This is a genomic window from Allobosea sp. (assembly GCF_017308015.1).
GTDB lineage: Bacteria > Pseudomonadota > Alphaproteobacteria > Rhizobiales > Beijerinckiaceae > Allobosea.
This window is the reverse complement of record NZ_JAFKFW010000005.1, coordinates 113,753-134,973: the sequence shown is the minus strand read 5'-3', so window position 1 is coordinate 134,973 and position 21,221 is coordinate 113,753. Positions and strand designations below refer to the sequence as shown.

General features: G+C 64.2%; 9 protein-coding genes. 8 read left to right on the top strand and 1 reads right to left on the bottom strand.

Translation table 11 applies throughout. From position 1 onward, the window contains the following. Positions 1-276 precede the first annotated feature (276 nt). A complete protein-coding gene (locus J0I42_RS06165; protein ID WP_291653814.1) occupies positions 277-954 on the top strand; it encodes a response regulator in 678 nt (225 codons plus the stop codon). 24 nt (positions 955-978) lie between these two features. Here the strand turns inward: J0I42_RS06165 and J0I42_RS06160 are convergent, their stop codons facing one another. Beyond that, positions 979-2,070 carry a sensor histidine kinase gene (locus tag J0I42_RS06160; RefSeq protein WP_291653812.1) on the bottom strand — a complete coding sequence of 364 codons (1,092 nt, stop codon included), beginning with the start codon at positions 2,068-2,070 and terminating at the stop codon, positions 979-981. A 78-nt stretch (positions 2,071-2,148) separates the two neighbouring features. On the opposite strand from J0I42_RS06160, the gene J0I42_RS06155 reads away from it, so the two are divergent. From J0I42_RS06155 to J0I42_RS06125, 7 genes are all read left to right on the top strand, one after another. Beyond that, positions 2,149-2,529 (top strand): hypothetical protein, encoded by a 381-nt coding sequence (locus tag J0I42_RS06155; RefSeq protein ID WP_291653811.1) that lies wholly within the window; start codon positions 2,149-2,151, stop codon positions 2,527-2,529. A gap of 127 nt (positions 2,530-2,656) precedes the next feature. Continuing rightward, positions 2,657-11,809 (top strand): peroxidase family protein, encoded by a 9,153-nt coding sequence (locus J0I42_RS06150; protein ID WP_291653809.1) that lies wholly within the window; start codon positions 2,657-2,659, stop codon positions 11,807-11,809. A gap of 80 nt (positions 11,810-11,889) precedes the next feature. Then, complete coding sequence (locus J0I42_RS06145) at positions 11,890-13,728, top strand: type I secretion system permease/ATPase (protein ID WP_291653807.1); 1,839 nt, start codon at positions 11,890-11,892, stop codon at positions 13,726-13,728. Continuing rightward, on the top strand, positions 13,725-15,848 hold the full coding sequence (locus J0I42_RS06140; protein WP_291653805.1) for a cadherin-like domain-containing protein: 2,124 nt from the start codon (positions 13,725-13,727) through the stop codon (positions 15,846-15,848). Before J0I42_RS06145 ends, J0I42_RS06140 begins: the two co-directional genes overlap by 4 nt. A gap of 43 nt (positions 15,849-15,891) precedes the next feature. After that, positions 15,892-17,238: an HlyD family type I secretion periplasmic adaptor subunit gene (locus J0I42_RS06135; protein ID WP_291653802.1), complete on the top strand. Its 1,347-nt coding sequence runs from the start codon at positions 15,892-15,894 to the stop codon at positions 17,236-17,238. A 650-nt stretch (positions 17,239-17,888) separates the two neighbouring features. Next, positions 17,889-18,986, top strand: coding sequence for a carboxynorspermidine decarboxylase (nspC, locus tag J0I42_RS06130; RefSeq protein ID WP_291653800.1), 1,098 nt, complete (start codon positions 17,889-17,891; stop codon positions 18,984-18,986). A gap of 46 nt (positions 18,987-19,032) precedes the next feature. Further along, on the top strand, positions 19,033-20,331 hold the full coding sequence (locus J0I42_RS06125) for a saccharopine dehydrogenase family protein (protein ID WP_291653798.1): 1,299 nt from the start codon (positions 19,033-19,035) through the stop codon (positions 20,329-20,331). The last annotated feature ends 890 nt before the right edge of the window (positions 20,332-21,221 follow it).

The following is a 21,221-nucleotide window of genomic DNA, read 5'->3' as shown; positions in this document are numbered from 1 at the left end:
GGCAATAGCCAAGTCTGATCACCTGTCTCTGAACCGCGTCCTGTGAGGACCGCCAGTGTGACGACGACAAGTGGACCGGGAAACCGGGCTTGCACGGGATGAAAGTCCGTAATTGGCCATCGCGCCCACGGGTCGAGTTCAAGCGCAGGGAGCTCAGTGAACAGCTCGCGGCAAGACGCCGCCCAGCGTCGCACGACGGCCTGCCAGAGGCCGCCGGTATTAACCGCGCCTCAATTTGCCTCTTTACGGAAAATCTAATCTGACCGATGGTAAGCGATGCGTGGTGGGTCCAGTTCTCTAGTTTCGGTTGGGATCGTCGATGATCATCCCCTTCTGGCGGAAGGGATTGCGGCGGTTCTGGCGCGCAGCAAAAAATGCGTTGTGATTGAAATTGGCTCCAGAGCCGAGGATATCGTAGGAATCCCCAGCCGGCAGCCATGCGACATCCTGATCGTCGACTTGAATATGCCTGGCGACGTCTTCAGCGCGATCGCCGAACTGCACGATAATGCTCCGGCCTGCCGGGTCGTCGTGTTCACGGCCTCCACCGAGACAGAGCATGCGGTCAAGGCGCTGGGCGCCGGCGCGGCGGGCTATATCCTGAAGGGAAGCAGCGCCACGGAACTGCTCGATGCGGTCGAGGCGGCGTTGCGCGGCGAGGTTTACATCACGCCTTCCTTTGCCGCGAAGGTTATTGGTGCCTTGAACCACAAGACTGCGGAAAGGCAGGCTCAGGTCAGTACGAAACTGAGCGTTCGCGAAGAGCAGATCGTTCGCCTGCTGCTCTGCGGCAAGCAGAACCGGGAGATCGCCCGTTCGCTCGATCTCAGCGAGAAGACGGTCAAGAGCTATATGACCAATCTGATGGCCAAGCTTCACGCGCGAAACCGTCTCGAGGTCGTGATCGCAGCCCAGAAATTGAAGCCGGCCGACTTCTCTTCGGCCGGCCGCTGAATTCGAGCTCGCTGCCGTCGCGACTCATTCCACCCTCGTCCTCAGGGAGCGCCGGCGCACGGGCAGGAGCACTTTGAGGAGAAGCCCACCCTGTGGCTGTGCCATGACGGTCAGGCTGCCGCGCAAGGCTTTCACGCGAGACTCCAGTCCTTTCAGGCCCAGCGGAGAGCGCTGCTGCGAAGCGCCGGACTGCGGAGCATCACCGACCGGCCCGCTATCCGAGATCATGATATCCAGCGTTTCGGCGGAAAAGCGGGTTTCGACGCGCTGGTTGTGTCCATGAGCATGCTTGTAGGCATTCATCAGCGCCTCCTGCACGACGCGAAACGCGCAGAGGCGGATCGCTTCGGGCATCTGGTCCGGCAAGTCGACAAGAGCGCGAGCGACGATGGTGCCGGTTTGCTGTTCGTGTCGTTTGATCGCGGCTTCGATCGTGTCGGAGGGCGAGAGGTCCCGGATTTCGGGTAGAACGAGCCCCGCCGACAGGTCGCGCAATTCGGCGAGAGTCTGCTGGAGCAACTGTTCCAGTTGCGCTTTGAGTTCGGGTGGCTCGTCAGGCAGCCGCAAGATCAGCAGGCTCAGCATCTGGATCGGACCGTCATGCAGGTCGGCGCCGATGCGCGCGAGATAGCTCTCGTTCGAAACGGCTGCATTGAGCCGCGCCTGGTCCGCCGCGCGTCGCAGCATATTGTTCCGTTTCGCGAGAGCCGATGCGCGCGCGAGATTGGCCTCCAATTGCGATTGCTGGGAACTGATGATGTGGCTGGCGTGGCGAATCGTCAGATAGAGCAGAAAGCCGATGAGGATCGCGACATTCAGGATCAGGAACCAGGTCGCATAGCGCAACTGCTGAATCTCACGATCAAGCGAAAAGCTTACCTCGTAGAATTCGCCGAAGCCGAGAATCGTGTTCGTGCCCGGCTTGTAGATCGGAGCATAGGTTTCCAGCGAGCGCTGACCGGATTCTTCATCGCCATGGCTGTCGCCGTTATGCGGGGATACGACGACCTGCCCTCTCAGCAACCGGTCGATCTGTGAAGGCTGGAGCTGCGCGTCCTCCTTGGCCTTGCCAGTGCTGTAGATCAATTTGCCCGTTCGACTCCAGATCTTGATCATCGTGACGCGCTGTCCGAGGGGGCTCTCCATTACCTGTGCCTTGATCCGGTCCTTGCTGCCTTCCGACAACGTGCCGGTATGCTCGAGATCGAGGACGTAAGGAGCCAGGAAAGCCTGGAGATAATGGGCACCGATCTCCGCCATGCCCTGCTCCCAACCCGTGCGGATGCGGCGTTCGACCCAATAGCCCAGCATGACCATCGACAACCCGACGACGAGCGCCGCGGCTATGGTGAAGCGACGTTCCAGGCTCTGCGCAGCCCAGCGTCGCCGCAGGCCATCGAGGAGCGATGCCGACTTTGGTCCGTATCCGGATGGACCCAAGGTCGAGGGGGCGGCTCCGTCTTTGGCCGCTGCTTCTTTCTCGACCTTTCCATCTACCGCGCTTGGCATCGCTCAGGCATTCTGATGATTAATGAATGGTTAAAGCGGGGAGGCGTCGTCGTCATTGCGCATTGATTACGCAAGGCTAGGTGGCGTCTAAGACGCATTTATACAGTGTATTTTGCCGATTGTCTCCAAGACATCGCTGCGGGAAATGGTTTCCGCGGCCGGTTTTTGTGCGTCGATTTTGAGGATCACGACTATGGTCAATATCGTCAGGCACGATCTCGAGTTCATTCTGCGTCAGATCAAGATCGCCGAGGCGCATTCGGGTGGAACGGCGCTCGACCGGATCTATGTCAACGCTGCCGGCGATGTCGTGGCCCAGGGCTCTTCCGGTGCCGTGCTGGCCATCAGCCATCCGCTCGCGCCCTACGGACTGCGGACCGTCGACGGCAGCTTCAACAACATGGTGGCGGGCCGCGACCAATGGGGCGCCGCGGACAATCCCTTCATCCATCTGGCCGAACTGGCCTACCGAAACGAGCGGGACGACAGCATCTCGCTCGGCGAAGGACCGCTCTTCACGAACAACAACTACGCCGCCAACGGGTCTGTCGTCGATGCGGATCCGCGCCTGATCTCGAACCTCATCGTCGACCAGACGCTCGGCAATCCGGCTGCCGTCTACGCGGCGCTCAGCCATGCGGGCTTCTCCGGCGCCGCGCTGTGGACCGCGCTGAACGCCATCAATGACGCCTATGCCCCGGTCAAGGAGGCGGCCGCGGCGCGCGCCCTGGCTAATGCGCCCGAGCATTTCGACGCCACGGGCCAGCCGCTGCCCAGCTGGGCCGCCCTCGACAGCGCCGCCGCGGTTCTTGAGGCAGGCGCGCCGGCCGCCCTGGCTGCGACGATCTCCCTTGCCGAGGGCTACGGCATCGAGATGGAGCAGACGACCCACACCATCATCCTGCCGAATGTCGCCCCGGACGAGGGCCTGTCGGCGTCCTTCAATTCGTGGTTCACGCTGTTCGGGCAGTTCTTCGATCACGGTCTCGACCTGGTCGCGAAGCAGGGTGGCTCAGTCTACATCCCCTTGAGCCCGGACGATCCGCTCTACGATCCCGCTCGGCCCGAGACGAATTTCATGGTCCTGACGCGCTCGATCCCCGACGCGAACAATCTCACGACGCCATTCGTCGATCAGAACCAGACCTACGGCTCGACGGCGTCGAAGCAGCTTTTCATGCGGGAGTACGATTTCTCGACCGGCATGCCGCTCGCGACAGGCAAATTGCTCACCGGGGCGCAGGGCGGACTGGCCACCTGGGCCGACGTCAAGGCGCAGGCGCTCAAGCTCGGCTTTCAACTCACAGACGCCGATGTCGGCAATATCCCGATGTTCGCGATGGACGAATACGGCGAGTTCATCCGCGGGGCCAACGGCCTGCCGCAGGTGATCGCCGGTCTGAGGCCCGACGGCTCCCCGATCCTCGTATCTGGCGACACCGTCAATCGCGTCGACGTCTCGGCGATTCAGCTCCCTGTCGGGACGATCGTCGCTACCTCCGACCCGCTCAATCCCAGGACGATCGCCGAGGGCGAAACTGTTTCCGCCGTCCGCACGGGGCACGCCTTCATCGACGATATTGCCCATAATGCGGTGTTCAAGGGGCTCGTCGATCCCGACCGCAACCCGAGTACGAGTAATTCGGTGATGCAGCAACCCGACGACGACATCGTCGCCGGCAACCCAATTCCGCTCAATGCCGCCGGCGTGGCCCTCACCTATGACGATGAGTTGCTCAATGCGCACTACGTCACGGGCGATGGCCGCGGCAACGAGAATATCGGCCTCTCCGCCGTGCATCATGTGTTCCATTCGGAGCACAACCGCATGGTCGAGCAGGTCAAGCAGCGGGCGCTCGAGTCAGGTGACGCCGCCTTCCTGAACGAGTGGCTCCTCGATGACGTTCCCGCCGGGCTGAGCGCCGCGCAGGTCAGCGCGCTTGATCCCTCCAGCCTCGCATGGGATGGCGAACGCCTGTTCCAGGCCGCCCGCTTCACGACCGAGATGCAGTACCAGCACCTTGTCTTCGAAGAGTTCGCGCGCAAGGTTCAGCCGGACGTCGATGCCTTCGTCTTCAATCCGTCGACCGACATCAACCCGGCGATTTTCGCCGAGTTCGCCCACGTCATCTATCGCTTCGGCCACTCCATGCTGCGTGAGGACGTCGCTCAGACCTACGCCGACGGCACCGGCGGCGACCTCGCCTTGTTCAGCGCGTTCCTCAATCCGCTCGCCTTCGGCGGGGTGCAGCGCGCGGCGAACGGAACCCCCATCCTCGGCGCCGACGGCCAGCAGATCCTGCTCGATCACGACCAGGCCGCCGGCGCAATCGTGCGCGGCATGACGAGCCAGGTCGGCAACGAGATCGACGAGTTCGTCACGCATGTCCTGCGCAATCAGTTGGTCGGCATCCCCCTCGACCTCGCCGCGCTCAACATCGCGCGCGGCCGCGATGCCGGCATCCCCGCACTCAACGAGGCGCGCGCGCAGTTCAAGGCGATTGCCAACGGCGACAGTCAGCTCGACCCCTACACGAGCTGGACCGATTTCGCCCTCAACATGAAGAATCCGGCCTCGGTCGTGAACTTCATCGCGGCTTACGGCACGCATGAGACGATCACGAGCGCGACGACCTCCGAGGCGAAGCGCGACGCGGCGATGAACCTTGTTTTCGGCAACAGCGCCCTCACGGGGCAGGCCGCTGCCGACTTCGACGCCGACCGCCTGGCCTTCCTCAACGCGAAGGGCGCCTATGCCGTCGACGGTGCCGGCCCGAACGCCGACGATCTCGGCGGCCTCAACAATGTCGACCTCTGGGTCGGTGGCCTCGCCGAGAAGAAGATGCCCTTCGGAGGGATGCTCGGCTCGACCTTCTCATTCGTGTTCGAGCTGCAGCTCGAGAACCTGCAGAACGGCGACCGCTTCTATTACCTGTCACGGGTCCAGGGCCTGAACTTCCTCAACGAACTCGAGAACAATTCCTTTGCCAAGATGGTGCTGAACAACACCGATCTCGGCGAAACGGGCTATGCCCTGCCCGGCGACATCTTCTCGGTTCCCGACCACGTCATCTACATGGACGCACGCGACCAGGCGAAATTCGGGGTGCCGGAAGCTGTCCACGAGGACCCGTTCCTCCAGGCGCTCTCGGCCTTCGTGGAGCGCCGCGATGCCAACGGCGACCTGATCGAATACCAGCGCAACAACGACGGCACCTTCATCAGGGACCCCGCGACGGGGAACGTGCTGCTCGCCGCCGGCAGCCTCGGCACCGGGCAGATCGCGCGCTCGGTGCGCGTCAACACCGCCGACCACGTCCTGATCCAGGGCACGATGGGCAACGACATCATCGTTTCCGGCGGCGGCGACGATTCCGTCTGGGGCCGCGGAGGCGACGACCGGATCGAGGCCGGCTACGGCGTCGACAAGATCCATGGCGGCGACGGCGACGACATCATCACCAATAGCGGCACCGACATCGGTGAAGTCGACATGCTGCATGGCGAGGCGGGCAACGACGTCATCCATGGCGGCAGCGGCCTGGCGCTGATCTTCGGCAACGAAGGGAAGGACGTCCTGATCACCGGGCCGGATGGCAAGGAAGCCTTCGGCGGCCTCGATGACGACTTCATCCTCGGCGGCGAGGGCGGCGACTTCCTCCTCGGTAACGAAGGCAGCGACTGGATCGAGGGTGGCGGCGGCTTCGATACGACGGCCGGCGACAATTCCGAACTGTTCTTCAACTCGACCATTCTCGGCCACGACGTGATGTTCGCGGGCACTGACGAGCATGATTTCGACGCCGAATCCGGCGACGACATCATGGTTCAGGGCGAGAGCGTGATGCGCAACGAGGGCATGCTCGGCTTCGACTGGGCGATCCACAAGGGCAATCCGCAGGCCGCGGATTCGGATCTGCTCACGCCGATCTTCACCACCGACCAGCAGGATATCCTGCGTGATCGCTTCGATGCCGTCGAGGCGCTCTCGGGCTGGGACAAGAACGACCGGCTGTGGGGCGACAATCGCGGCGACGTCACAGCGGGCGAGATCGAGGCCGTTCCCGCCCTTGCCGGCGCCGAGAACACCATGACCGGTCATGAGCTCACTCATGGCGGCGTCGACCGGATCACGAACCTGCGTCCGATCATCGGCGACTTCGCCGGTCCTACCGTCGCCACCGCTTTCGAAGGGGGCGTCGCCTTCGACCGCGGCAACATCCTGCTCGGCGGCAAGGGCAGCGACGTGATCGAAGGCCGCGGCGGCGACGACGTCATCGACGGTGACGCCTGGCTCAATGTCCGCATCAGCATCAGGGATACGACCGGGACCGAGCTCGCCACCGTCGACAGCCTGAAGCAGGTTCTCGACCTGCCGACAACGCACCAGTTCTACAGCCAGTGGCACGGCAAGGCGCTGAGCGAACTCATGGTGAGCGGCGCGATCAAGCCGGTCCAGCTCAACATCGTGCGGGAGATTCTGGATCACACGGATTCCGCCACCGCCGACGTGGATGTGGATACCGCGGTCTTCTGGGATGCCTCCGAGAACTACACCGTCAGCCGCGGTGCCGATGGGGCCCTTGTCGTGGAGCACACCGGCTTCGATCCGGCAAACCGGCCGGCGGGGACCAACTTCGTCTCCGACGGTCGCGACAAGCTCTGGAACATCGAGAAGCTGCAGTTTGCCGATGGCCTCTTCGACGTCGGTGCTCTGGTTCCGACGCCGGCAAGCGGGGTTCCGGTCATCAGCGACACGACGCCCGACGAGGGGCAGATTCTGACTGCCGATACGAGCCAAATCGCGGATCCCAACGGGTTGGGCATCTTCGCGTTCCAGTGGCAGGTCTCGCCGAACGGGTTGGCCTGGACGAACATTCCCGGTGCGACCAGCGCCACGTTCGCTGCGCAGCAGGCGCAGGTCGGCCAGCAGTTGCGCGTTGTCGTGAGTTTCACCGACGGACTCGGCGGCGCAGAGCAGGTCGTCTCGCAGGCCACGGCCCCGGTCGTGGACAACAATGCCCCGGCGACGGGTGCACCGATCATCGTCGACGCCAATGGCGGCTCCCCGACCGAGGGGCAGGTCTTGACCGTCAACACGGCGGGCATCGCCGACGCGAACGGGCTTGGCGCGTTCAGCTACCAGTGGCAGTCGTCGCCCGACGGCGTGACCTGGACAAATATTGCCGGCGCGACGGCAGGCACTTTCACTCCGGACAACAACCTTCTGGTCATCTTCGGCGATCAGGCGGGGCGCCATCTGCGCGTGGCGGTCAGCTTCACAGATGGCGGCGGGACACTCGAAACGGTGTTCTCAGCTCCGACCCTGCCGGTTGGCGTCGATTGGGATGGCGTTCCGGGCACAAACAACACCTTCAATGGCACGGCCGGGGACGACATCGCCGATGGCGTGAACTCCGTCATCTTCCTTGGCGGCGGAAATGACACGCTGAACGGTGCCGGCGGCAACGACATCCTGCGTGGCAACGGCGGCAACGATACGATCGACGGTGGCGCGGGCAACGATACCATCAACGGGGGGGCCGGCAACGACTCGATCAGGCAGACCAGCACCGACGGGCGCGACCTGATCGATGGTGGGGCAGGGACCGACACCTACACCCTGACCGGCACCGCGGCGGCCGAGATATTCCGCCTCTATGCGATGACCGGCGGGCAGAACGCCGGGCTTGCTACGGCGCTCGGGACGAGTTTCGCCGCGGCAACCGAGATCGTCGTGACGCGCACGGTCGGCGGCATCGAAACGGCCATCGCCGAACTCGATAACGTCGAGGAAATCGTCGTCAATACGCTGAATGTCACGGCCAATGATGGCGGTGGCCTCAACACCGGGGGCAACGGCGGTGATACCATCCAGGTGGTCGGCGATTTCACCGGCACCAGCCTCAACTTCAGCACGATCACGATCAACGGCGAGAACGGCAACGACACCGTCGATATCTCGACGCTGACCTCGGCCCATCGCATCGTATTCCGCTCGAACGGAGGCAACGACACGCTTGTCGGCACCCTGCGGTCACAGGACGTGATCGAGGTCCCGGCCGGTACCAGCCTTGCCGATTACGTCTCGACGGTGAACCCGAACGGCACCACGACACTCTCCAACGGTACGCACTCGATCACCTACGCCTCGGGCGGGACGCCGGTGATCCGCGAAGAGGCCGATCCGCCACGAGGCGCCTTCGAGATCAGCCCGCGAGACCTTGAAGGTCTCAAGAAACTGGTCAACGGCCAGTTGCCCTTCCCCGACGACGACGATGCCGAGGGCGGGCTCGGACCGCGCGAGGTTTCCGGCCATGGCAACAACGAAGGCAATCAGTCCTCCGGTCAGGCCGACACGCCATTCATTCGCCTGACCGAGGCGCGCTATGGCGAGGCCGATGCCGCGATCGGGAATCTCGGGCTCAACCCGATCTATGACGGGCTCGACCCGCGGGCGATCTCGAACATCCTCGGAGCCCAGGAGGCCGGGCTGCCGAAGGCCGGCAACGACGCGAACATCTTCTTCATGGCCTTCGGCCAATATGTCGACCATGGTCTCGATTTCCTGCCGAAGAACGCCGTCAACGGCACGGTGCAGATCGGCGCGCCCGGCACCGGGGCTCCCGGTCAGGGCAACCCCGCCGATCTGACCCGCGGCGAGGTGCATGCCATGCGGGATGGCATCCCGCAGCACCTCAACAAGACCTCGGCCTATGTCGACCAGAATCAGGCCTATGGCTCGCACAACCTTGTCACGCAGTTCCTGCGCGAAGGCGATGGTCTTGGCGGTCTGACCTCCCACCTGCTGAAGGGAGCGTCGGATCCGTCGAACCCGTCCTTCAACCTGCTGCCGACGCTGCGCGAGGCGATCCAGCATCACTGGGCGAACAACACGGTCTTCCACGACCCGTCGCTGCCCGGCGGCCAGATCGCATTCCGCGACTACTACAGCAACTATCCGGTCTCGGAAGGCGTCACCGGCGATCTGGTCGATGCGACCGGCGGGTTCGATCCGCAGGTCTATTCGAAGCTTGCCAATAATTTCATGGGCTCAGGCCAGGCCCTGCTGCTCGACAGCAATCCGTTCATCAGCCTGCTCGACCACTACGTCGCCGGCGACGGCCGTACCAACGAGAACTTCGCGCTGACCTCGATGCATACGATCTGGGCACGGAACCACAATTTCCATGCCGACCAGCTCGAGGCTGCGGGCTTTGTCGGCACCGAGCAGGAGCTGTTCGACGCGGCCAAGATCATCAACGAGGCCGAGTACCAGCGCGTGGTGTTCAACGAATACGCCGACACCCTGCTCGGCGGATTACGCTCCCGCGACGGCAGCGGCGGCGACCACGGCCATGACGGCTACAATGCCGCAGCCGATGCCGGCGTCAGCCACGAGTTCGCGGCGGCGGCCTTCCGCTTCGGCCACTCGCTGATCGGGCAGACCGTGACGGTGATCGACGCGAACGGCCAGCCCAAGCAGGTCAGCCTCGTCGACGTCTTCCTGAACCCGACCAACGACGCCTCGGCCTTCCCGAACCCGCTGCCTCCCGGCTACGTCCCGCAGCCCGGCTACGCGCAGTATGGTGTCGGGGCGATCCTGCAGGGTGTCGCGGCGCAGCCGGCCGAGAATGTCGATTTCAACATCGTCGACGCGGTCCGCAACGACCTCGTCCGCATCCAGGCGGACCTGTTCTCCTTCAACCTGGCTCGCGGCCGCGATGTCGGCCTGGGAACGCTGAACCAGATCCGCAACGATCTCGCGGCCTCGACGAATTCCTATGTCAGGGAAGCGGTCGGGTTCGCCGGCAACATGTCTGCCTATCAGTCCTGGGAAGACTTCCAGCAACGCAACGGCCTGAGCGACGCGGTGATCGCGCAGTTCAAGCAGGCCTATCCCGACCTCGTGCTCGACACGCCGGCGAAGCTCGCGGCCTTCGTCGCCGCGAACCCCGACATCCAGCTCGTCAACGGCAACACCGTGAAGGGCATCGACCGGGTCGATTTCTGGCTGGGCGGCCTCGCCGAGAAGCACGTCAATGGCGGCATCGTGGGCCAGACTTTCTGGGTCGTCCTGCACGAGCAGTTCGACCGCCTGCAGGAAGCCGATCGCTTCTACTACAAGGATCGTCTCGAAGCCTTCGACTTCTACGACGCCTTCATCGACGGCCAGGAGTTCTCCGACATCGTCGCCCGCAATACCGGCCTGACCGATCTGGCCGAGCACATCTTCGAGGTGGATGACGAGGATGACGCCGGCAACGGCGGCGAGGATGACGATGAGGACGACGAGGATGACGACGACACGCCGACCAATCCCGGCGATGACGACGAAGACGAGGATGATGACGAGGACGAGGACGATGATGATCCGTCCTGCGGTTGCGACGACGATGACGGCCCGGGCACGCCCGCGCCCAATCCGAACCCATCGACCGGTGGTGCCCTGCGCAACGGCACGGCGGCGGCGGATGTCCTGATCGGCACGGCCAATGCCGACAATCTCATCGGCCTGGCCGGCGACGACACGCTGATCGGCGGTGCCGGTGCCGACGCGATCTCGGCGGGTGAGGGAGCAGACTTCATCGATGCCGGCGACGGGCGCGACGTCGTCTTCGCCGGAGCGGGCGACGACCAGGTCTTCGGCGGCGGCGGTGCCGACATGCTCTATGGCGAGGCCGGCAACGACCGGATATTCGGCGGGGCGGGCAACGATCTGATCGATGCCGGCACCGGCAACGACACGGTGGTGGCGGGTGGCGGCGACGATCTCATCGTCGCGGCGGTCGGCGACGGTGACGACACCTATTTCGGTGACGAGATCGACGGCGGTAACGGCATCGATACGCTCGATTTCTCAGCGATCACGGCGAACCTCACCGTCGACCTCGGCAACGGCCTCGGCGGGCGTGGCAGCGCGGCGAGCAGCCAAAGCGGCAGCGACACGTTGTGGAGCATCGAGAATGTCGCGACCGGCTCCGGCAGCGACGTGATCACGGCGAGCGACGCGGTGAACGTGATGGAAGGCGGTACCGGCAACGATACCTTCCGCTTCCTGAGTGCCGTTGGAGCGGATGGCGACACCATCCTCGACTTCCAGCCGGGCGATCGCCTCGATCTCAGCGCCATCGACGCGGACGCCGGCCAGGCTGGGAACCAGAGCTTCACCCTGGCCAATGGCGGAAGCTTCACCACGGCGGGCCAGCTCACGGTCACCTACGAGACCCGGGCGGATGGCGAGTACACCATCGTCAAGGGCAACGTCGACGCTGCGACGGACGCCGAGTTCCAGATCAACCTGAAGGGCAGTCACAACCTGACGGCCAGCAGCTTCATCGTCTGATCGAACCGGCGGCGGGTGGGCGGACCGAGGGGGCCGCCCACCCGATCCATCTTCATCACCAGCATTTCACGGGGGCCAGAATGGCACCGTCCAAGACGCTCTCATCCGTCCGCAAGCGCGACGCCGCCCGGCTGACGCGCGGCTTGCGCGGCATCGCCATCTTCCTGTTCGCTGTTTCCGGCCTGATCAACCTGCTCGCCCTGACCGGCTCCTTCTATATGATGCAGGTCTATGATCGGGCGCTGACGAGCGGCAGCATCCAGACGCTGGCGGCGCTCTCTACGCTCGCCATCGGTCTCTATCTCTTCCAGGGTTGCTTCGATGTCATCCGCTCGCAGGTGCTGGTGCGTGTGGGCGCTCGCTTCGACAACGAGATCGCGCCGATCGCGCATCGCGTCACCATCGACATGCCGCGCTTGGGGTTTTCGACGGCGGAGGCGATGGAACGCGGCCGCGACGTCGACACAGTTCGGAGCTTCCTCGGCGGCCAGGGGCCTGGTGCGCTGTTCGACCTGCCCTGGATTCCGCTCTATCTCGCCTTCGTCTACTTCCTGCATCCGTGGCTCGGCGGGTTGACGCTCGCCGGCGCAGTCGTCCTGACCCTGCTGACGCTGCTCAGCGAGGTCCTGACCCGCCGCATCAACAGCGAGACGCGGCAGGCGGCGGTTGCGCGCGGTGCCATCGCCGACAGCAACGCCCGCAACGCCGAAGTATTGAAGGCGATGGGGTTCGCGCCGCGGGCCGTCGCGCGCTTCGACGAGGTCAATCGCGAGCACCTTACCCTTCAGACGCGGTCGAGCGATCTCGGCGGCACCTTCGGCGCGATCTCGCGCGTGCTGCGCATGGTCCTGCAATCGGCGACCCTGGGGCTCGGTGCCTATCTCACCATCAAGGGCGAGCTCTCCGCCGGAGCGATCATCGCGGCTTCCGTAGCCTCTTCCCGTGCGCTGGCGCCGGTCGATCAGGCTATTGCCAACTGGAAGCCCTTCGTCGCGGCGCGCATGGCCTTCCAGCGGCTGCGCGAGACGATGACGGCGCTGAGCAAGGCGGTCGAGCCGATGGAACTGCCGGCGCCGCGCCAGTCGCTGAAGATCGACAAGATCACCGTCGCCGCGCCGGGCAGCGGCCAGGTGCTGCTGAGCGATGCGAGTTTCGATGTCCTGGCGGGTAGGGCGGTCGGCATCATCGGGCCGAGCGGCGGCGGCAAGACGACACTCGTCCGGGCTATTACCGGCATCTGGCCGATCCTGCGGGGCGCCGTGCGGCTCGATGGCGCGGAGCTGGAGCAATGGCCGGAGGAGACGATCGGCCGCCATCTCGGCTATCTGCCACAGGAGGTCGCGCTGCTCGACGCCACCGTCGAGGAGAACATCTCCCGCCTGACCGAGACGGCTGCCCCCGCCAAGGTCGTCGAGGCGGCCACCGCCGCCGGCATTCACGAGATGATCCTGCGCCTGCCGCTGGGCTACAAGACCCAGCTCGGCCCGCAGGGGACGGCCCTTTCCGCCGGCCAGCGCCAGCGGATCGGGCTGGCACGGGCGCTCTACGACAATCCGTTCCTCCTCGTCATGGACGAACCGAACTCCAATCTCGACGGCGAGGGAGAGGCCGCGCTCACGGCCGCGATCGAGCAGGTCAAGGCACGCGGCGGCATCGTGCTCATCGTCGCACATCGCCCCAGCGCGCTGCAGGCGGTCGATGATGTCGGGCTGGTCCAGGGCGGCAAGCTCGTCGCCTTCGGTCCGCGCGACAAGATCCTTGCGCCGGTCCAGCAGCGCGGCGGGACCCCGGCTGAGCCCGATACAGCGGCCCGGGCCGCGGCTTCGCCATCCCCCAGGGGCGAACGCGGCGTTTCCATGCCGCGGGCGATCGGGCTCGGCGAGCCTCCGAGCGCGCTTCACGGAAGGGTGCCGGCATGATCACGATCAAGGCAGCCAAACCTGCCGAGCCGCAGCTCCCCGATGCCACCCAGATCTATCGGAAGGCGCAGGACCAACCCGCCTCGACGCCACGTTGGCCGGGCGTGTTCGCACTCGTTGTCACGGCGGTGGTGATCTATCTCAAAAGCCTGTTCCCCGGCCAGGCGAATACCGATGCGTCGGCGCCCCCCGCCGCGGAGGAAACCGCCAGGTCCGGGGAAGCACACCGCAAGTCGAGCCTTGCCGAAGGCGAGGAGCAACGCCCGGAGGCTGAGAAGGATGTCGACGAAACCGGTTCGGTGAACAGGGAGTCGGCGGCCAAGACGCTTGGCTCGGGAGGGGCCGGCCCCGGCGTGCCGGGACTGCCGGATTTCCTCAACATCGACTCGCGGCTGATCGATTACGATCAATTGCCGTTACCGCGCTATCCGTCGCCGATCTTCGAGGCCGGGTCGGGCTTCTCGGCCAATAACGACAATGGTGGCCGCGGCTTTGCGTTTACGGCGATCCAGGGCGGGGGAGGCGAGGGTGGGGGCCAGCCAACCCGCTCCAATCCCGCTCCCGGGGACGCTGAGGATCCCGAGCCCGGCGACGAGGAGACGCCGCAAGAGGCGCGCAACCGCGCCCCGCGCGTCTCCGGTCCGGTCCAGCTCACCGACATCGGCGGTTGCCAGACGTTGATGATCGCGAGCCTCGCCTTGCTCGCCGGAGCGACGGATGCCGATGCCGACCCGCTCTCCATCGTCGGGATTCACGCATCCCATGGCCAACTCAACGCGACCGAGGGTGGTTGGGTCTTCAAGCCGCCGAGCGGCTGGTACGGCACGGTGGCCCTGACGTACTGGATTAGCGATGGCGATGCTCTCGTGCGCCAGACGGCGACGCTGCGCGTGCTGGAATTTCTCGATGTGACCGGCACTCCCGGCGACGATATTCTGCTCGGCAGTGAATGCGCCGATCGGGTCACCGGCCTCGGCGGCGACGATGTGATCGATGCGCGCGGTGGCCACGACATCGTTGTGACGGGGGACGGGGCGGATCACATCGTCGGCGGCGCCGGCAACGATCAGATCGACGCCGGTGCGGGCAACGATATCGTCTTCGGCGGAGCCGACAACGACGTCATTCGCGGCGGCGCAGGTCATGACAGATTGTATGGCGGCGACGGCGACGACATTATTTATGGCGGCGCTGGGGACGATGTGATCGCGGGCGAGGCTGGCAATGACGTGATCGACGCCAGCACGGGCGACGACATCGTCGATGGTGGCAGCGGCGACAACATCATCGATTCCGGCGCCGGCAATGATGTCGTGACGGCCGGTGACGGCAACAACATCGTGTTCGCTGGCTATGGCAACGACCATGTGAGGTTGGGCGCAGGCAACGATGTCGTCCACGCCGGAGAAGGCAATGACCAAGTCAAGGCCGGCGCGGGAGCCGATCGTGTCTTCGGCGGTGCGGGCTGCGACGATCTGTACGGCGAGGCCGGCGACGACGTGCTCGACGGCGGTGCCGACAGCGATCGCGTCCTTGGCGGAGACGGCAACGACTGGATCGTGGCGACGAGCGATGCCGCGGATGACTGCTACGAGGGCGGCGAAGGAAAGGACACGCTCGACCTTTCGGCGACCGGAAAGGGCGTCATCGTCGACCTGAAGCGCGGCACGGCCATCGGCGTCGAGATCGGTAGGGACACGGTGATCGATTTCGAAGCCATCGTCGGCGGCAGCGGCGATGACTGCCTCATCGTCGCAGAGAAGGCCACGACGCTTGCCGGCGGAGATGGTGATGACCGCTTCGTCTTCGCGGTGGGCGATGACGCGCCCCGGAGCGACAACCTCGTGCACCAGATTCTCGATCTCGAGGCCGGAGACCGCATCGTGATCAAGCAGTACCAGCTCGGCTCGGGCGGCGATGACGAAGACGATACGCCCGATCGAGACGGCGACCGCTTCGATCAGGCCTATGGCGATGGCGGGGACGATCGCCCCTTCCGCTTCCGCATCGAGAAGATCGGCGAGAACGAGCGCACCTATGTCGACGTCTATGTCGGGGAGAGCGACGCCAAGGACTTCTCGATCGAGATCTACGGCAACCACAAGCTCTACTACGTCTGAGGCCAGGACCGGCCGCCCCGACGGCCGGCAAGGGGAAATGCCGATGAACGCCCTTAATCATGATTTTGGCGCAGCCTCCGCGCGAACCGGCGAGAGGCAGCGGGCCGGTCGCCAGAGCTTCGGGCTGCGCGGCCATGTCATCGTCGGCTCGGCGCTTGCGCTGCTGCTTGTTCTGGGTTGCGGCGGCTGGGCCGCTAGCGCCGCGCTGAATGGCGCCGTCGTCACGCAGGGCGCGGTCAAGATCGACCAGAACCTCAAGGAAGTGCAGCACCGGGACGGCGGCATCGTCCAGTCGATCGCGGTTCGACAGGGCGACCGTGTCGAGCAAGATCAGGTTCTCTTCCGGCTCGATGATGTCCAGACCCGAACCGAGCTGTCGATCATCCGGTCCCAGCTCGCGGAGAATCTGGGCCGCAAGGCAAGGCTCGTTGCCGAGCGCGACAATCTGCCGGTCGTCAGTTATCCGCCGGAGATTGCGGCGCTTTCAGACGATGCCGATCATATCCGTGAGGGCGAGACCCGTCTCTTCACCGGCAACAAGGCCAATCGCGACAGCCGCAAGGAGCAGTTGGAGATCTCGATCGTTCAGTCCGGCGAGGAGATCCGCGGTCTCGAGGCGCGGCAGGTCGCGAAGATCGAGGAAGTCAGGCTCGTCGAGCTGGAGCGCGGCAAGTATCTCAACCTCTTCGAGAAAGGCTTCATCGACGGCGTCAAGGTCTTCAACATCAACCGCGAATGGGCGAGGCTCCTGGGCGAGCGGGGCGAGATCGATGCGACGCTTGCCCGTGCCAAGCTGCGCATCAGCGATGCTCGCCTCCAGATTATCGCGATCGACGAGACGGCCCGCACTGAAGCGCAGCGCGAGCTGCGTCAGGTCGAAGCCAAGCTGTCCGAGCTGAGCGACCGTCGCATCGCCAATGAGGATCGGTTGGCGCGGATGGATATCCGGGCCCCGATCGCCGGCACGATCAATGAATTGATGATCTTTACCGTCGGCGGCGTGATTACTCCGGCGGCGCGGCTGGCGACGATCGTGCCGCAGAGTGCGAGACTGACGGTGGAAGTTCGTATCGCGCCCAACGATATCGACCAGGTTCATGTCGGACAGACCGCGCGGATGCGCTTCTCCGCCTTTAATCGCAATACCACCCCGGAGGTCTCCGGCAAGCTTGCCCATATCTCGCCGGCAACGACAAAGGATCCGGTGAACGGCCAGAGCTTCTATGTCGGGGAAGTCCAGGTCGAGGATGCGGAGATCGCCCTCGGCGTCCGCCGCCTGCTGCCGGGCATGCCCGTCGAGGTCTTCATCGCCACCGAAGACCGGACCGCGCTGTCCTATCTCCTCAAGCCGCTCATGGATCATGCCGAACGCGTCTTTCGCGAACGCTAATCGTAACGGGGCTGGCGGGAAGGCACGGCCCGCGAATATCCGGTTGCCGGTAACGGCTAGAGCATTTTCGAGCGAAGTGGATTCGATCGTAGAATTCCAAATGCACGAACTTGTTGTGAAATATCAGGTTGCAGATTTGCGATAATCTCGCGTTCTGGCATCGCCGATTGAAATTCAGATCGCTTGATGTTATGAACAACCTTATCGCCTGATGCAGGCTACATCTGCTGGTTGGGGAGGACGGCATGTCTCACGACGCCCTCTTCCAATTGGGGATGGGCTCAGTTCTACTGAATGCCTCCCAAACGGAAGAAACTTTTGTTGCGCGCACGCTGAACCAGCGCGCGGAGGCCATCGCCAGGGACAGCTTGAGCCGGCGCGCGTTGCTGTGCGCGCCCGCCAATGGGTTTCGCTGGCGGATTATGCGGAGGGGAAACAGCGCGAAAGCGCTCGCACTCCGCGAGGCGACAAGAATCCTTCGCCCCGTAGCCTGAGCCAACCGCCTCGCCGGCGGCGCCCCCCTATACCTCCCGTCCAGGCACGCCGGCTGCTGAAGCACCGCCCGGCATGCTCATCCGCAACGTCGTTCGGCACGCTCGCCCCCCTGGGACGGCAGTCGCAATCATTCCCGCGTACGGCACAAGGTTCCGATGATCGAGACCCCCTACTACCTGATCGACAAGAGCAAGCTGCTGCGCAACCTGCAGACGATCGAGTATATCCGGAAGCATTCCGGGGCAAAGGTCGTGCTGGCGCTGAAGTGCTTCGCGACCTGGGCCGTCTTCGATCTCATGCGCGGCTCCATCGATGGCACGACATCGTCGTCGCTCTACGAGGTCAAGCTCGGCCGTGAGGAATTCGGCGGCGAGACGCATGCCTATAGCGTGGCCTTCGCAGATCATGAGATCGACGAGGTCGTGGCCAATGCTGACAAGATCATCTTCAATTCGATTCGCCAGCTCGACCGCTTCGCCGACCGGACCGGGTCGCTGAGCCGGGGCCTGCGCCTCAATCCCGGTATCAGTTCGTCGAGTTTCGATCTTGCGGATCCCGCCCGACCCTTCAGCCGCCTCGGCGAGTGGGACGCAGCACGTATCGCCGATGTCGTCGACCGGGTCGACGGCTTCATGATCCACAACAACTGCGAGAACGCCGACTTCAGCCTGTTCGAGCGTATGCTCGACCAGGTCGAAGAGAGGTTCGGAGCGCTGTTCCCGAAGGTCGGGTGGATCAGCCTGGGCGGCGGCATCCACTTCACCGGAGACGGCTATCCGCTCGAGGCGTTCTGCGAGCGGCTCAAGGCATTCTCGCAGCGCCACGGCGTGCAAGTCTATCTCGAGCCTGGCGAAGCCGCGATCACAAGGAGCACGACGCTCGAAGTCACGGTGCTCGATACGCTCTTCAACGGCAAGCATCTCGCCATCGTCGACAGCTCGGTCGAAGCTCATATGCTGGATCTGCTGATCTACCGGCAGAGCGCGAAGATCGCACCCGACAGCGGCGAACATCACTACATGATCTGCGGCAAGTCGTGCCTCGCCGGCGATATTTTCGGTGAGTTCGCCTTCGACCGCGAACTGGCGCCCGGGGACCGCATCTCGATACAGGACGCGGCGGGCTACACGATGGTGAAGAAGAACTGGTTCAACGGCGTGCAGATGCCTTCGATCGTCCTGCGCGAACTCGACGGCAGCCAGCGTCTCGTCCGTGCCTTCTCATATCAGGACTACCGCTCGAGTCTGTCCTGAGACTTTCCCCGAAGCATCCGAAAACTGAAAGGAGGCCCCAGCCAAAATGAAGAGAAACATCCTGATCATCGGTGCCGGCGGCGTAGGCCACGTCGTTGCCCACAAATGCGCTCAGAACAACGATGTCCTGGGCGATATTCACATCGCGTCGCGGACGAAGGCCAAAGGCGAGGCCATCATCGCGTCGGTTCACGCGAAGGGCAGTCTGAAGACGGGCGGGAGGCTACTTGCGCATGAGCTCGACGCCCTCGACATCGAGCAGACGGCCAACCTCATCAGGCAGACCAACAGCGCGATCGTCATCAATGTCGGCTCGGCCTTCCTCAACATGGCGGTGCTCTCGGCCTGCCTCGCGACCGGCGCCGCCTATATCGACACGGCGATCCACGAGGACCCCCGCAAGGTCTGCGAGACGCCGCCGTGGTACGGCAACTATGAATGGAAGCGGCTGGCCGAATGCGCAGGTGCCGGCGTCACCGCCATCCTCGGCGCCGGTTTCGACCCGGGCGTCGTTAACGCCTATGCCCGGCTGGCGCAGGACGAGTATTTCGACAGGATCGACTCGATCGACATCGTCGACATCAATGCCGGCGACCACGGGCGCTATTTCGCGACCAATTTCGATCCCGAGATCAATTTCCGCGAATTCACCGGGCAGGTCTGGTCCTGGCAGCAAGGCCGGTGGACATCGAACAGGATGTTCGAGGTCAGCAAGGAATGGGATCTGCCGGTCGTCGGCAGGCGCACCGCCTATCTGACCGGACATGACGAGATCCACTCGCTGTCGAAGCATCTCGGCGTGCCCAATGTCCGGTTCTGGATGGGTTTCGGCGAGCGCTACATCACGGTGTTCAACGTCCTGAAGAATCTCGGTCTGCTCTCCGAACAGCCGGTCAGGACCGCGGAGGGCCAGGAGGTGATTCCGCTCAAGGTGGTCAAGGCCGTTCTGCCGGACCCGTCCTCGCTCGCACCGGACTATGCGGGCAAGACCTGCATCGGCGACGTGGTGAAGGGCATGAAAGACGGCAAGCCGCGGGAGGTGTTCATCTACAACGTCGCCGACCATGCCGAAGCCTTTGCGGAAGTCGGCAGCCAGGCGATCTCCTATACGGCGGGCGTTCCGGCTGCTGCGGCGGCGCTGCTCATCGCCAAGGGTGATTGGGACGTGCGGAAGATGGTCAATGTCGAGGAGCTGGCGCCGAGGCCTTTCCTCGCGCTGCTCGACCGCATGGGCCTGCCCGCCCGCATCAGGGACGCCGATGGTGATCGGCCCTTGAGCTTCGGCGCGGAGCCCGTCCGCGCTCCGAGGCGCTCCGAGGCGCCGGTTCCGGCGCCGGCCGCCTGAGCGCAACCGGCAGACACACTGCGAGCCCGGGGCCGTCGAGAAGGCGGCCCCGGTACCCGTGTGTCAGGTCAGCGTGGAATAGCTCGTCGCCTTGTGAAGCTGCCGGGCGGCGTTGGCGGCCCGGCAGCGCTGCCTCATGAGCGCTCAGGCTGCCGTCTCTCCGGCGTGGCGGCTGATGGCTGGATGTCGCCGTTGTCCCCGACGGGGCGCTGTCCCCCGGCGAGCCCGCCATGCCCGAACGGATCGACGGGACTCGAACACCACGGACAGCGGGCGGCTGCCCGCGGAACGCTGCGATTGCAACTCGCACAGACCAATCTGGAACGAAAAGTCACGGCTCCAACTCCTCTGCGCCGGCGGATGGCGCGAACCCTACGATCTGATCTTGGTCAGGGCCCGGAAAGGATCGAAGGCAGCATTTTCAGAATGCCGCGAGACCTCTCCGGGTAAAGACATCTGCTTTCCGGGTCGCTTTCGACTCTATATTTTGAATTTGCCTGGGCATATTCCGTACATAAATCCAGCATGCGGATATTCAATCTGTCGGAGAAAAATAACTTTATTTGGTCGGACGGTAATTTGACTTTATTTTTCCTGTGTCCGAAGATGCCTACGTTATGACTGGAGTTCTTCTTCCGGCCGGTGTTCTCTGCACCGCCTGCCAGCTCGCACGGCAGTAGCCCTGGTTCGACGCCGCCTGAAGGCATCCGACGCGTTCGAGCCAGGGTAAACTCGCTGCCCCAGCATTCTCGTGACGCGATGCACCGTGCTTCTCGCGAACTTGTTTCGCGAGCGCAGGAGAGCCGGGGCGTTCAAGTCGATTGGAAGCTGCTCGAAAGCTGGGGCCATGAGCCCTGGCGCGCGGAAATATGCGGCATATCAGCGGCTTC